This is a genomic window from Streptomyces sp. NPDC050485 (genome assembly GCF_044458185.1).
In the GTDB taxonomy this organism is placed as follows: domain Bacteria; phylum Actinomycetota; class Actinomycetes; order Streptomycetales; family Streptomycetaceae; genus Streptomyces.
In genome coordinates, this window is record NZ_JBITHR010000003.1 from 51,082 (window position 1) to 64,042 (window position 12,961).

Sequence of the window (12,961 nt, forward strand, 5' to 3'; positions counted from 1 at the left end):
GTCTCACCCCTTCCGTGCGGGGCGGCTCACGTGGACCGCGAGACCGGGCGGCCTGGTCAGGCCCAGCTCCCGGATGCCCGCGCCCAGCGCCGCGTCCAAGTCGGCCCGTACGTCATCGAGTTCACGGAAGTGCGACAGGGCGCGCACCACGACCCTGGCGCGCCCCATCCGGACCCGCACGCCCTGGACTCCGGCCACTTCCATGGCCCGGTCGCGCAGGACGAGCGCCGCGGCCGTCCGGTCGAGCCCGGCGCGCACGGCCGCCGATTCGCGCCGCATCGGCAGGACGCCGCGCAGTCCGGGGGTGGCCGCGAGCACGATCAGCCAGACGCCGATCAGCGCCACGGCGGCCGCGCCCGCGAGCACCGCCACGTCGTCGATGGGGTGGCCCGCCAGCCAGTCGGCGAGCCGCGCCCGCCAGTGCATCGCGGGGCGGTGGGCGCGTACCGCGGCGATGTCGTAGAGGAAGAGACCGGCCGCCACGAGGACGACGAGGGCGAGCAGCCCGGCGGGCACTCTGCGCACCGACCAGAACCGGCCCGCGCCGTCCGCCTCGCCCTCGGCGAGGACCGGCACCGGGTCGTAGTCGGCGGCCGAGGCCGACTGGTCGAGGCCGTGGCCGGCGGCCGGATCCTGCTCGATCACCGGCAGTTGTCGCGTGCTGTCGTCGGGTTCGTGCGGCTGGCTCATCGGATCCTCCCGGGGTCCGCCGCGCCCGTGTGCGCCGAGTGCAGCCGCTCGATCTGCACCGCCACTTCGGGCACCTCCATCCCCGCCAACACCCTTACCCGTTCGGCGACTTGGCGACGCACCGCGCCGCACTGGGCGCCGAGGTCGCCGGGGTAGCCGAGTTCGAGGCTGACCCGCACGCGGGCGCTTTCCTGGTGCACGATGACCGTGGCGCGCGGGGGTGCGCCGCCCGCGGGGATCGTGTCGAGCGCTTCCCTGGCCGCCTGTGCGGCGATCTTCGCGACGACCCGGTCGGCGATCCGGGTGGCACCGCGCTCGGCGGCCGCGATCCGTCCGGACGCCGTCATGGATCAGCGCCGCCGGTCGCCGCGGTCGCGGGGGCGGAAGAAGTCGCCGGGTTCGAGGTCGCCCTCCAGGAACCGGCCCACGACGAAGCCGACCGCGCCGAGCGCCGCGACCAGCAAGAACGCCCCGAAGCCGCCGAAGTATCCGGCGAAGCCGAGCGCCATCCCGGCCATCAGGCCTACCACCGCCATGCTCATGCTGAGCTCCTCGGTCCGATACAGGTTCCGCTACGTGTCCCTTGAGGGGGAGTCTTGACGGGGCGCTTAATGGAGCCGGGACTCCGGCTCCTCCTCTTCCTCGTCGGGCAGCTTCACATCGCTGACCGCGATGTTGACCTCCACGACCTCCAGCCCCGTCATCCGTTCCACCGCCGAGATGACGTTCTCACGGACGTCCCGGGCGACATCGGCGATGGACACGCCGTAGTCCACGACGATTTCGAGGTCGAGCGCGGTCTGCACCTCGCCCACCTCGGCCTTCACCCCGCGCGTGACGGCCGATTTGCCGCCGGGCACCCGGTCCCGGACCGCCCCGAACGTACGGGAGAAGCCGCTGCCCATCGCATGGACGCCGAGTACGTCGCGGGCGGCAAGCCCGGCGATCTTCTCGACCACGCCGTCGGAGATCGTGGTGCGGCCGCGGCCGCCCGGATCACCGCCGCCCCGCTTGCCGATGGAGGTGGTCTTCCTGGCCTGCTCGGCCGGTTCGCCCGACGGGTCGTTCTCGGGTGTGCCGGGCCTGTTGCGCTGTGCGGTGTCGCTCATCGACCGTTCGTCCCTTCGCCCTTGGACTCCGCTGCCCACATTAAGCGCGGTTGCCCCGGCTCGCCCCTGCGATGCGGCACGCTGGAACCATGACGGGTGACGGATGGAATGCCGCGGTACGCAGGCGGCTGGGCCTGGGCCGGCTGCTCGCCCTCGGTGGTCCGCAGGACGGCGCCTGGATCGCCGAACGGGCCGCGACCGCGGTGCTCAGAGCCGCGGCGGCGCAGTTTCCGGGCCTCTCCGTGACATCCCTGCGGCTCGCCCCGGCCGACCCCGGCGCACCGGCCGAGGCCGTGGTTCCGGCCCCGCCAAGCGCCCTGCCGCCGGGCCCGCTCCGTATCTCGGCCGAACTCGCCGCCTGCGGCGACCAGCCGCTGCCGGGGCTGGCGGCGGGCCTGCGGGACGCCCTGCTCGCGGCGGCGGACGACCGGCTCGGGCTGGTGGTCTCGGACGTCGATCTACGGGTGACGGCCCTGCTGGGCGCCCTCCCGGACCCCCCGCCCAGCGGCCCCCCACCCGGCGTAGCCGAGCCGCCCGCGGTCGCGGCAGCGACGGCCGCCCTGTCGACCCCGGGCGTCGCCCACCTGACCGCGGAACTGGGCCCGCCCGTGCACACGGCAGCCGGCCACATCAGGCTCGAACTGGCGACAACGCCCCCGCACCAGCCCCTGGAGGTCGCCCGCGCCGTCCGCGCCGCAGTGGCAACGGCGGCACCGGAGGCGAAGTCGGTGGCGGTCCTGGTCACTTGGTCCGGGTGACCATCCGTCGGCCCCTCCCGCGTCCACGACGGGCGGCGATCGAGGGCCGGGCAGCCGAAAACAAGCCCCTCATGGGGCGCTCCCTGGCCCTTAAGGCCTGGGGGGAGATTGAGGAGCGGGGGTCTGCGGGCAGGGCCCCCAGCAACCCCCCGCAGGATGCGGCCCGGTTCAGTCGGACAGTCCCGCCAGGTCCCGCAGCCGCCGAGCCTGAGCAGCCCGCTCAGCAAGGCGCTGCTCCTCATAGCCCCGCCCCACCGCACCGCGCAGCAGCGCCTTCGTCTCCACCACCGCATCCCGCGGGGCGCCAAGCAGCGCCCCCGCCAAGTCCCGTACCGCGGAGTCGAGTTCGTCAGCCGGCACCGCGAGGTTGGCGAGTCCGGTCCGTTCGGCCTCCTCGGCCCCCACGAACCGCCCCGTCGCGCAGATTTCGAGCGCGCGGGCATAGCCGACGAGCCCGACGAGCGGATGCGTGCCCGTCAGGTCGGGGACGAGTCCGAGGCTGGTCTCGCGCATGGCGAACTGCACGTCCTGCGCGACGACCCGCAGGTCGCAGGCGAGGGCGAGCTGGAAGCCGGCGCCGATCGCATGCCCCTGGACGGCCGCGATCGACACGATGTCGTTGCGGCGCCACCAGGTGAACGCCTCCTGGTACTCCGCGATCACCGCGTCGAGCTCCGCGTCGGAGCCGCGCGCGAGGTCCAGGAACGAGGGCTCGCCGTCGAAGCCTTCGGGGGTGAAGGCCTGGCGGTCGAGGCCCGCGGAGAAGGACTTGCCCTCACCGCGCAGCACGACGACGCGCACGCTGCCCGGCAGCGACCGTCCGGCCTCCGCCAACGCCCGCCACAGAGCGGGAGATTGGGCGTTGCGCTTGGCCGGATTGGTCAGGGTCACCGTGGCGACCGCGTCGTCGACGGAGAGCCGAACGCCGTCCTTGTCGAATACCTCAGCTGCGGATGCGGACGAAGCCATGGAGCGCCTCCGGGTCAGTGGCCGTCAGTGCATGACCGCGTCGGCGGTCATTAAGTGACTGCACAGTAACCACCCGGTCGACCGCACGGCCGACCGGGTGGCCGCCACCGGACCCGGTGGGCCACAAGGGACGTCCGAACCTGCCTCGGTCAGGCCGAGGCGGCCTTCTTGCCCCGTGTCGCTCCGCCGCGTCCACGGAGAGTGACCCCGGACTCGCTGAGCATCCGGTGGACGAATCCATAGGAGCGGCCGGTTTCCTCGGCCAGCGCCCGGATACTCGCACCGGAGTCGTACTTCTTCTTCAGGTCTGCCGCGAGCTTGTCGCGCGCGGCGCCGGTTACCCGGCTGCCCTTCTTCAGAGTCTCGGCCACCCGTGCCTCCTCATGGGAAGTGCGCTCTGGACTTCTCATGATCACCCCTCCCGCGCTTCCTGGCCACCCATTCGGCAAGGTCCGTACAACGAGCTTGCGGGCGCCGGCGGCGTCCGGCCGGAGCCAAATACCGCATTCCGGCGGGGCTTGGACATGTCCCGGCCCGAAAGTCGAGAGGAAACGCCAGGTCAGCGCTGTGTTCCGGGTCACACGCGGAAAAAGGCCCGTCCCACGGGGACAGACCTTGATCCGATGCGTCACACGCCGGGGTACGAGACGTACTCACTCAGATTGAGGATCACGGCTGAGCCGAATGATCCATAGGGAGTGGATCAGCGCATGGATCATGCACGGATCCCGCCGCCGGGGCCCCGGATCAGGCAAGCGCGACGAGATCCGCGTAGTCGGGACCCCACAGGTCCTCGACGCCGTCCGGGAGCAGGATGATCCGCTCCGGCTGGAGCGCCTCGACCGCGCCCTCGTCGTGGGTGACGAGCACGACGGCGCCCTTGTACGTGCGCAGCGCGCCCAGGATCTCCTCGCGGCTGGCCGGGTCGAGGTTGTTGGTGGGCTCGTCGAGCAGCAGGACGTTGGCGGAGGAGACGACGAGGGTGGCGAGGGCGAGGCGGGTCTTCTCGCCGCCGGAGAGGACTCCGGCCGGCTTGTCCACGTCGTCGCCGGAGAAGAGGAACGAACCGAGCGTCTTGCGCACCTCTACGAGGTCCAGGTCCGGGGCGGAGGAGCGCATGTTCTCCAGAACCGTGCGTTCCGGGTCGAGCGTCTCGTGCTCCTGCGCGTAGTAGCCCATCTTCAGGCCGTGCCCCGGGGTGACCTCGCCGGTGTCCGGGTTCTCGGCACCGGCGAGCAGCCGCAGCAGCGTCGTCTTGCCGGCACCGTTCAGACCGAGGATGACGACCCGCGAGCCCTTGTCGATGGCCAGGTCGACATCGGTGAAGATCTCAAGGGAGCCGTACGACTTCGACAGGCCCTCGGCGGTCAGCGGGGTCTTGCCGCAGGGCGCCGGGTCCGGGAAGCGCAGCTTGGCGACCTTGTCGGAGACACGCACCGCCTCCAGGCCCGACAGCAGGCGCTCGGCACGCTTGGCCATGTTCTGCGCGGCGACGGTCTTGGTGGCCTTGGCGCGCATCTTGTCGGCCTGCGAGTTGAGGGCGGCGGCCTTCTTCTCGGCGTTCTGGCGCTCGCGCTTGCGGCGCTTCTCGTCAGCCTCGCGCTGCTGCTGGTAGAGCTTCCAGCCCATGTTGTAGACGTCGATCTGGGCGCGGTTGGCGTCCAGGTAGAAGACCTTGTTGACGACCGTCTCGACCAGGTCGACGTCGTGGGAGATCACGATGAAGCCGCCGCGGTACGTCTTGAGATAGTCCCGCAGCCAGACGATGGAGTCGGCGTCGAGGTGGTTGGTCGGCTCGTCAAGGAGCAGGGTGTCGGCGTCCGAGAAGAGGATCCGGGCGAGCTCGATGCGACGGCGCTGACCGCCGGAGAGGGTGTGCAGCGGCTGGCCGAGCACCCGGTCGGGCAGGCCGAGCGCGGCGGCGATGGTGGCGGCCTCGGCCTCGGCGGCGTACCCGCCCTTGGTGAGGAACTCGGTCTCCAGGCGCTCGTACTTCTTCATCGCCTTCTCGCGGGTGGCGCCCTTGCCGTTCGCCATGCGGTCCTCGTTCTCGCGCATCTTGCGCAGGACTTCGTCGAGGCCGCGGGCGGACAGGACGCGGTCGCGGGCGAGCACGTCGAGGTCACCGGTGCGCGGGTCCTGCGGCAGATAGCCGACCTCACCCGAGCGCGTGATGGCGCCGGCGGCCGGGATGCCCTGGCCGGCCAGGCACTTGGTGAGGGTGGTCTTGCCCGCTCCGTTGCGGCCGACCAGGCCGATGCGGTCGCCCTTGGCGACGCGGAAGGAAGCGGACTCGATGAGGATTCGGGCGCCGGCGCGCAGCTCGATGCCGGTGGCGGTGATCACGGAAAGACTCCAGGGCGGTATGGACGGCGGACGGACGTCAAGAGGCGCCGCGCGAAGCGTGTCCTTGAAAGGGCGGTGGCGGGCGACGGGGCGAGGAGGTCGACGCCGTCTAATGCGCAAGGAGAATTGCCATGGAGCCAATTCTAACTGGGCCGCGCAACCCTGTTTCCGCCGCCGCCCCTACGCCGCTGACCAGGGAGTTCGTTGCCGAGCGGGGTACGGTCGGGGGTGATCCGGCCGAAGGCGTCGACGGCGGTCAGTTCCTGGCTCCAGGAATCCCGCCCCCGGCACGGCTGCGCGACCAGCAGCGCCCCGCCGGTGTGCACGGTGCGCCCGGGGTCGAAGGCGCAGCCCTCGCGGGCGGACAGCAGCCAGCGCAGATCGCCGTCGGCGGCGCGGAAGGCGGTGATCCGCTCCGGCGTCACGACGGCGAGCATGCGGACGCCGGGATCCAGCGGCTGGAACACGCCGGAGGCGCGGCCGTGCCGTCCGGCCAGCCAGGCGCCGAGGCCGGGCACCGCGCGGTGCCAGCGGACCCGGCCCGGCCCGGTGTCGGTGATCATCCCGTCGGCCCAGAGGGTGAAGGTGTGGCCGGGGGCGGAACGCAGGGCGAGCGGGCTGCTGCCTCGTCTCGCGTACGTCCAGTGCCGGGCGCCGCTGCGGCTGTCGTACGCCTCGACGGCCGCGCCCCGGATCCGTACCGCCACGGGACCGGCCGGGCGTGCGGAGAAGCTGTCGAAGCTGTCGCCGTAGGGGGTTTGGCGGGTGTGCTGGGCCGCGGTGACCAGCGGCAGAGCGAGTACGGCGGCGACTGCGGTCAGCGCGAGACGGGTCCGGTCCATGACGCGCCGAGCGTATCGGCCGGGGTAACAAAAAAGGCGCATAAAACGGGCGTAGCGCAATGAACTGTTTGATACTCGGGGTGACATTCGGTGGGCTGCCCCGCATGCCGGCCCCGGTGGAGCGGAGAGTGGTGCGCCCGTGCAGTTCGACGACGACGCCGATCTGGACACATCCGAGGTCAAGGATGTGCGCGGCAGCCGGATCCCGGGCGGCGGGGCCACCGTGGGCGGCGGAATCGTCGCCTTCGTCGCCCTGCTGCTCGGGCTGTTCTTCGGGGTGGGGCCGGAGGAACTCGGCCTCTCGTCGGGCGGCACCACACCGGCGGCCAGTTCCTCGTCCCAGGCGCAGGTGTCGCAGAGCTGCAAGCGGGGTTCGGACGCCAACGCCAAGGAGGACTGCCGGATCGTCGCGGTGGTCAACAGCGTGCAGGACTACTGGGGCCAGGAGTTCCCGAAGCGGGGCGGCCGGTACTCCCCCGCCCAGACCGTCTTCTTCACCAGCCGTGTCAACACCGCGTGCGGCGCGGCGAGTTCGGCGGTCGGTCCCTTCTACTGTCCGGGCGACCGGCAGGTCTATCTCGACCTGGGGTTCTTCAACGAGCTGCAGACGAAGTTCGGTTCGAGCGGCGGCCCCTTCGCGCAGGCGTACGTGGTGGCGCACGAGTACGGGCATCACATCCAGAACCTGATGGGCACCCTGCAGAAGGCGCAGGACGGTCAGCAGGGCGCCAACAGCAACGCGGTGAAGGTGGAGTTGCAGGCCGACTGCTACGCCGGGGTCTGGGCGCACCACGCGACGACGACTCCCGACCGGTCGACGGGCCGCCCGCTGGTCTCCCAACTGACCGGCCAGGACATCAAGGACGGACTGGACGCGGCAGCCGCGGTCGGCGACGACCGGATCCAGGAGAAGTTCCAGGGCCGGGTCACCCCGGAGACCTGGACGCACGGCTCGGCCCAGCAGCGCCAGCAGTGGTTCTACACCGGCTACCGGAACGGCGACATGGCCCGCTGCAACACCTTCGCGCGGTGAATTCCGGCGGCGGAGGGCGTTGTCAGTGCCGGGTGCAACACTGAGATCCAGGTCACAGTCAGCGGCTTGGACCCGGAAGGAGTGATCGGCATGAGCATGTATCCGACGATTCTCTACAGGGACGCGAAAGCGGCGATCCGCCAGCTCAAGGACGCCTTCGGCTTCACCGAGGTGTGCGTGTACGAGGGCGAGGACGGCGCCGTGATGCACGCCGAGCTGTCCTATGGGACCGGCATGGTGATGCTGGGTTCCAAGGGCCGCGAGGGCCTCTATGCCCAGACGATGGCGGACGCGGGCCCGGCGGGGGTGTACGTGGTGGTGAGCGATGTGGACGCGCACCACAAGCGCGCCGCGGAGCAGGGCGTGGAAATCCTGATGGAGCCGACGGACCAGGACTACGGCTCGCGGGACTACATGGCGAGGGACGCGGAGGGCAATGTGTGGAGCTTCGGCACGTATGCGCCGGGCGGGGCGGGGTGAGGGACGGCGGCCCCCGGGCCCCTGCCCGGCGCCGCTCACCTCCAGGCCCGGTCACACCGATCGGGCGGCACGCCAACCGGCCGACGGACGCCAGGCCCGGTCACACCGATCGGGCGGCACGCCAACTGGCCGACGGGAAAGGGGGGTTGACGATCACCGGTGCCGCCCCGGGGGCGGCTGGGGGCGCCGCTACACCGAACCGTTGTGGACCTGGAAGGCCGCGCGGCGGACCGCCTTGGCCAGGGCCGGGTCGGGGTGCGCCGCGGCGAGGGCGACCAGGACCTGCACGGTGCGGGGATGTCCGACGGCCCGCACCTCGGCGAGCAGCGCGGGCACCGTGCCCTGCACCGCCGAGTCGAGGTGGCGTACGAGCAGTTCGCTCTCGCCGTGGTCGGCCACGGCGGCGGCCGTGTCGACCCATAGCCAGGTGGACTCCTCGCGGGTGAGGACACCCAGCGTGTCCTCCGGATCGCCGCCCGCGTACTCGGCGAGCCAGAGCAGGGCGTACGGGCGCAGGGAGGTTTCCGCTGCGGCGGCGCGCACTCCGGGCTCGGCGGGCGCCCCCACCGCGCGCAGCGCCTCGAAGGCGAGTCCGCGCAGCAGCGCGTCGTCGCCGCGTGCGGCGTCCAGGAGCTCGGTGACGGCGCTGCCGACGGTGCGCGCGGCGATCCAGGCGCGGTACTCGGCGCGGGCCGGGCCCGGGGTGAGACCGGCGCAGCCGCGCAGCATGTCCTCGGCGGACTGCTCGATGTTCCCGGCCGGGCTCTGCGCGGCGACGCAGATCTGCTCCAGCTTGACCCAGACCGCCCAGTTGCCGAGCGGGGTCAGGGTGGCCTGGCTCGCGCCGAGGGTGAGCGCGCCGACGGCGGCGAGGCCGGCCAGGGCCCAGTCGAGGAGGTGCGGAAGCAGCGGCGGCAGGGCTGTGAGGTCGGGCTCGGGGCGGTAGGGAACCTCGCAGCGTTCCTCGCGGAGTTCGGCGACCCGCTGCCCGAGCAGATCGAGCAGGGCCGGGACCAGCACGGGGCCGGCCGAGAGCTGAAGGAGGGAGAGCACCTGGGGCACGGCCTCGACGACCTCGGCGACAGCGGTGGGGGCGATGTCGTCCGGGGCGGGATGGACGATGGACCACGCGTCGAACAGGGCGACCCAGCCGCGCAGCACGGCCGCGTCGTCGCGGTCCCAGGCGCGCAGCCGCCAGCCCGGACGCACGGTGGCGCCGTGCAGCTCGACCAGGCCCGCGAGCCGGGCGCGGTCCCAGCCGGCCCGCACCTGAGCGGCCGTCAGGCCGAGTGCGGCGGCGGCCCGCGCGGCGACCGGGGCGGGGAGCGGTCCTGGCCGACCGGGGCCGGCGGCGGCGCCGCGGGCGCGCTCGGCGTCGGTCCAACGGGCGACGCGTACGGCGTCGGCGAGCACCGCCCTGGCCTGGCGGGCCAGTTCCCCGGCGGCTGGGGTGCCCGCGGGCGGCCGGAGCGCCGGCCTGGTGCGCCGGTCGGTCACGGCCCTGCGGGCGGTGGCAAGAGGTCGGGCTTCCCTCGGCTGCGGAGCGCGGACGAGCCGCAGTCCGGAGTCGCGCGGCAACTTCTCTTCAGGCTTCCGGGAGGTCACGGATGCAGTCTTCCCGCTGACGGCCCGAAAGCCCAAACGGAATCGGCCACCCCTGCCGTTCGCGGGGCGGCGGGGACCGCTGGGATCCGGGGGTGGGCCCCGAGTGATCACCGTCCTGCGGCGGCCCGGAGGCCCGGCTGGAATCGGCCGGTCGGCCTCGCCCGGCGGCGGGGCGTGCCATGCCCGGGACAGGAAGCGGTCCGTTGTCGTGCCGGAGGGCGCGTCACATGAGGGGGGTGAGGAAGCGGCGCAGGGTTTCTTCGTAGCGGGGCGGGTCGGCGTTCCACATCGAGGCGTGGGGGGCGTGCGGGACCGTGTGCAGGGTGATCAGTTCCGGACGGCGGTCGGCCAGTTCGCGGGACGGGCCCCATGGGGCGAGGGTGTCGTCGGGGCCGTGGAAGAGCAGCGTCGGGACGCGCAGCGCCGCGGGGTCGACGGCTTCCTGGAGGCGGTCGCCGTGGATGCCGGTGCGGCCCTGGGCGGCGCGGACGGCGAGCGGCAGCAGCGCGCCCGGGGTGCGGCGGGCCGCGGCGAGGGCGCGCAGGGTGAACTCCCAGTCCAGTACGGGCGAGTCGAGGACGATGCCCCTGATGCGGTCGCGCAGGGGGGAGTTGGCGGCGGCGTGCAGGGCCATCGTGGCGCCGGTGGACCAGCCGTGCAGGATCACGCGCTGCGCCCCGGACCGCATGGCGAAGCGGATCGCGGCGTCGAGGTCGCGCCATTCGGAGTCGCCGAGGTGGCCGAGGCCGTCCGGGGAGCGGGGTGCGCCCTCGTCGCCGCGGTAGGCGAGGTCGAGCACCGGCAGTTGCTGGCGGTGCAGGAACTCCATGATGTTCAGGGGGTGTTCGCGGGTGGTGCCGAGGCCGTGCGCGGTGATCACCCAGGTGGTGCGGGGGCCGGGGACCAACCAGGCGGGCAGCCTGCCGAGTTCGGCCGGGATCTCGACGTCCTGGTAATCCAGACCGAGCGCGGTTTCCGGAGTGCCGTGGTGCACCTGGGGAGTGAGCCGCACCCGGTCCCCCGGTGTGACGGCGCCCCGGGTGACTCGCTCCAGTCGGCGTACCACCGTGTCGGCGGTGTGCGGGGCGCCGTCGAGGACATCGCCGACCACCGCGTGGACGTCCTCGCCCTCCAGGCCGTACGTCCCCGGGCGCAGTGCCGCCAGCGAGCGGGTCAGGGTGATCCGGCCGGGGGCCGTGGCGTGCACGGTCAGCCGGGGATCGGCGGGCAGCGGGCGGCCCGGCGGCGGCTTGAGAGCGGCGTCGCTGGCGTACCGTCCGGCGACGTACGCTGCCGCACCGACGCCGATGAGTGTGGTGACGGCCGCTGCCGTCTTCGTAGCGGGGCGCACAGCTCCAGTCTCGGCCCCCGTCGGCCCGGGTGCCAGCGGGGGCGGCCGCTCAGCGGGACCCGACCGCCCTCCACCGGACACCCCCTAAGGCTGGCCGTAGCCGCGCAGCCGCTCGGCGGCCTCGTCGAGCTGGGCGGGGCTGAGCAGGGACGGGGTGCGGCCGGGCAGGGCGGCGGCGGTGAGCCAGAGCCGGCACATCCACTCCAGCTGGGCGGTGCGGTCGTAGGCCTGGGCGAGGCCGGTTCCGTACGTGACGGTTCCGTGGTTCTGGAGGAGGCATCCGGTGCGGCCCGCCAGCGCCCGCAGCATGTTCTCGGCCAGTTCCTCGCTGCCGTACAGGGCGTACGGAGCGACCCGCACCGCGCCGCCGAGGGCGGCCGCCATGTAGTGGACCAGCGGCAGTTCGCGGACGAGGGTGGACACGGCCGTGGCGTGCACGGCGTGGGTGTGGACGATGGCCCGGGCGTCGGTGTTCCGGTACACGGCGAGGTGCATCGGGATCTCGCTGGTGGGCCGGAGCGCGCCCATGACCTGGCGGCCTTCGAGGTCGACGGCGACCGTGTCGGCGGGGCCGAGCCGGTCGTAGGGGACGCCGGTCGGGGTGACGAGGACCAGATCGCCGACGCGTACCGACACATTGCCCGAGGTGCCGACGACGAGTCCTTCCGCGGCGGTCCTGCGCGCGGTGTCGATCAGTTCGGCCCAGGCTACGGCGGTCGCCGCCTCGTCACTCATGCGGCTGATCCTGCCAGGCCGGTCGCGACCGGGGCACGGCGGCAGAACGGCGATCTTCCACTGACCTCCGGGCGTTTGTTCCGTACATCGGGTTGTACATCTGTTCCGTACATCGGACTGCACATCGGGATTCCGGGGGACACCATGGCGCGCGACCGCAACCCGATTCGACGTGGCGGCCGGGCGCTGCTCGCGGCGTCGCTGGCCGCGCTGACCGCGGGCTCGCTCGCGCTCACCGCACTGCCCGGCGCGTCGGCCGCGGACAAGCCGCTCGGCCACGATGTCTCCTCGCACCAGAAGAACGTCGACTGGGGCTCCGCGATGGGCCGGGGCGCCTCGTTCGTCTACGTGAAGGCGACCGAGTCCACGACGTACCGCAATCCCTACTTCGGCCGGCAGTACGACGGTGCCCGGCAGGCGGGTCTGGTCCGGGGCGCCTACCACTTCGCGGTGCCCGACCAGTCGTCCGGCCGGGCGCAGGCCGCGTACTTCGTGCGCAACGGGGGCGGCTGGCGGCGCGACGGCTGGACGCTGCCGCCCGCGCTCGACCTGGAGCACAACCCGTACGGCAAGGACGCCAAGGGCGGCAGCAGCGACACGTGCTACGGGCTGAGCCCGGCCGCGATGACCGGGTGGATCACCGGGTTCAGCGACGAGGTGCGGCTGCGCACCGGCCGCCGTCCGGTGATCTACACGACCGCACGCTGGTGGAACGACTGCACCGGCGGCAGCCGGGCCTTCGCCGCGACCCACGCCCTGTGGCTCGCCCGGTACGCCGCGACGCCGGGCGCGCTGCCGGCCGGCTGGTCGTACTGGACGTTCTGGCAGTACGCCAACGGCAGCGGCAGCCTTCCGGGTGATCAGAATCTCTTCAACGGGACTTTCGCGCAGCTGAAGCGGCTCGCGGCGGGCTGAGAGGCGGCTCGCGGTGGGCCGAGAGGGTTGAGAAGCGGCCACATACACCGCCACGCCCGCCTCAGTTCATCTTCCGTTCATCCAGGTTACTTACGTTCGTCCAGCCACTGACGTCGAACGATTGCCTG

The 12,961-nt window shown here is 72.6% G+C and carries 15 protein-coding genes; 4 read left to right on the top strand and 11 right to left on the bottom strand.

All coding sequences use genetic code 11. The annotated features are described in order from the left end of the window. Positions 1-3: 3 nt before the first annotated feature. From ACIBK6_RS06820 to ACIBK6_RS06835, 4 genes are all read right to left on the bottom strand, one after another. Positions 4-690, bottom strand: a complete 687-nt coding sequence (locus tag ACIBK6_RS06820; protein ID WP_399049408.1) for a DUF6286 domain-containing protein — start codon at positions 688-690, stop codon at positions 4-6. After that, on the bottom strand, positions 687-1,037 hold the full coding sequence (locus ACIBK6_RS06825) for a hypothetical protein (protein WP_399049410.1): 351 nt from the start codon (positions 1,035-1,037) through the stop codon (positions 687-689). The genes ACIBK6_RS06820 and ACIBK6_RS06825 overlap by 4 nt, the downstream gene beginning before the upstream one ends. A gap of 3 nt (positions 1,038-1,040) precedes the next feature. Further along, on the bottom strand, positions 1,041-1,232 hold the full coding sequence (locus ACIBK6_RS06830; protein ID WP_399049412.1) for a hypothetical protein: 192 nt from the start codon (positions 1,230-1,232) through the stop codon (positions 1,041-1,043). 66 nt (positions 1,233-1,298) lie between these two features. Then, positions 1,299-1,799, bottom strand: a complete 501-nt coding sequence (locus ACIBK6_RS06835; RefSeq protein ID WP_399049414.1) for an Asp23/Gls24 family envelope stress response protein — start codon at positions 1,797-1,799, stop codon at positions 1,299-1,301. An 89-nt stretch (positions 1,800-1,888) separates the two neighbouring features. On the opposite strand from ACIBK6_RS06835, the gene ACIBK6_RS06840 reads away from it, so the two are divergent. Continuing rightward, positions 1,889-2,557 carry a hypothetical protein gene (locus tag ACIBK6_RS06840; protein WP_399049416.1) on the top strand — a complete coding sequence of 223 codons (669 nt, stop codon included), beginning with the start codon at positions 1,889-1,891 and terminating at the stop codon, positions 2,555-2,557. A gap of 168 nt (positions 2,558-2,725) precedes the next feature. On the opposite strand, the gene ACIBK6_RS06845 is transcribed toward ACIBK6_RS06840, so the two are convergent. The 4 genes from ACIBK6_RS06845 to ACIBK6_RS06860 form a co-directional block, all read right to left on the bottom strand. Then, a complete protein-coding gene (locus tag ACIBK6_RS06845; RefSeq protein WP_399049418.1) occupies positions 2,726-3,526 on the bottom strand; it encodes an enoyl-CoA hydratase/isomerase family protein in 801 nt (266 codons plus the stop codon). 149 nt (positions 3,527-3,675) lie between these two features. Continuing rightward, positions 3,676-3,897, bottom strand: a complete 222-nt coding sequence (locus tag ACIBK6_RS06850) for a helix-turn-helix domain-containing protein (RefSeq protein WP_006123601.1) — start codon at positions 3,895-3,897, stop codon at positions 3,676-3,678. A 376-nt stretch (positions 3,898-4,273) separates the two neighbouring features. After that, a complete protein-coding gene (locus ACIBK6_RS06855) occupies positions 4,274-5,872 on the bottom strand; it encodes an ABC-F family ATP-binding cassette domain-containing protein (RefSeq protein WP_399049420.1) in 1,599 nt (532 codons plus the stop codon). Positions 5,873-6,015: 143 nt separating this feature from the next. Continuing rightward, complete coding sequence (locus ACIBK6_RS06860; RefSeq protein ID WP_399049422.1) at positions 6,016-6,714, bottom strand: hypothetical protein; 699 nt, start codon at positions 6,712-6,714, stop codon at positions 6,016-6,018. 139 nt (positions 6,715-6,853) lie between these two features. Here ACIBK6_RS06860 and ACIBK6_RS06865 point away from each other — a divergent pair, with 139 nt between their 5' ends. Next, the gene (locus tag ACIBK6_RS06865; protein ID WP_399049424.1) at positions 6,854-7,747 is read left to right on the top strand and encodes a neutral zinc metallopeptidase; all 894 of its coding nucleotides are present in this window, start codon (positions 6,854-6,856) and stop codon (positions 7,745-7,747) included. Positions 7,748-7,837: 90 nt separating this feature from the next. After that, a complete protein-coding gene (locus tag ACIBK6_RS06870) occupies positions 7,838-8,227 on the top strand; it encodes a VOC family protein (RefSeq protein WP_399049426.1) in 390 nt (129 codons plus the stop codon). A gap of 189 nt (positions 8,228-8,416) precedes the next feature. Here ACIBK6_RS06870 and ACIBK6_RS06875 read toward each other — a convergent pair whose 3' ends face one another. From ACIBK6_RS06875 to ACIBK6_RS06885, 3 genes are all read right to left on the bottom strand, one after another. Continuing rightward, positions 8,417-9,832: a hypothetical protein gene (locus ACIBK6_RS06875; RefSeq protein ID WP_399049427.1), complete on the bottom strand. Its 1,416-nt coding sequence runs from the start codon at positions 9,830-9,832 to the stop codon at positions 8,417-8,419. 223 nt (positions 9,833-10,055) lie between these two features. Continuing rightward, positions 10,056-11,183 carry an alpha/beta hydrolase gene (locus ACIBK6_RS06880; RefSeq protein ID WP_399049429.1) on the bottom strand — a complete coding sequence of 376 codons (1,128 nt, stop codon included), beginning with the start codon at positions 11,181-11,183 and terminating at the stop codon, positions 10,056-10,058. Positions 11,184-11,267: 84 nt separating this feature from the next. Next, complete coding sequence (locus tag ACIBK6_RS06885; protein WP_399049430.1) at positions 11,268-11,918, bottom strand: class II aldolase/adducin family protein; 651 nt, start codon at positions 11,916-11,918, stop codon at positions 11,268-11,270. Between the two features lie 144 nt (positions 11,919-12,062). Here ACIBK6_RS06885 and ACIBK6_RS06890 point away from each other — a divergent pair, with 144 nt between their 5' ends. Next, entirely contained in the window at positions 12,063-12,833 is a 771-nt protein-coding gene (locus ACIBK6_RS06890; RefSeq protein WP_399049432.1) for a lysozyme, read from the top strand. Positions 12,834-12,961: the final 128 nt, after the last annotated feature.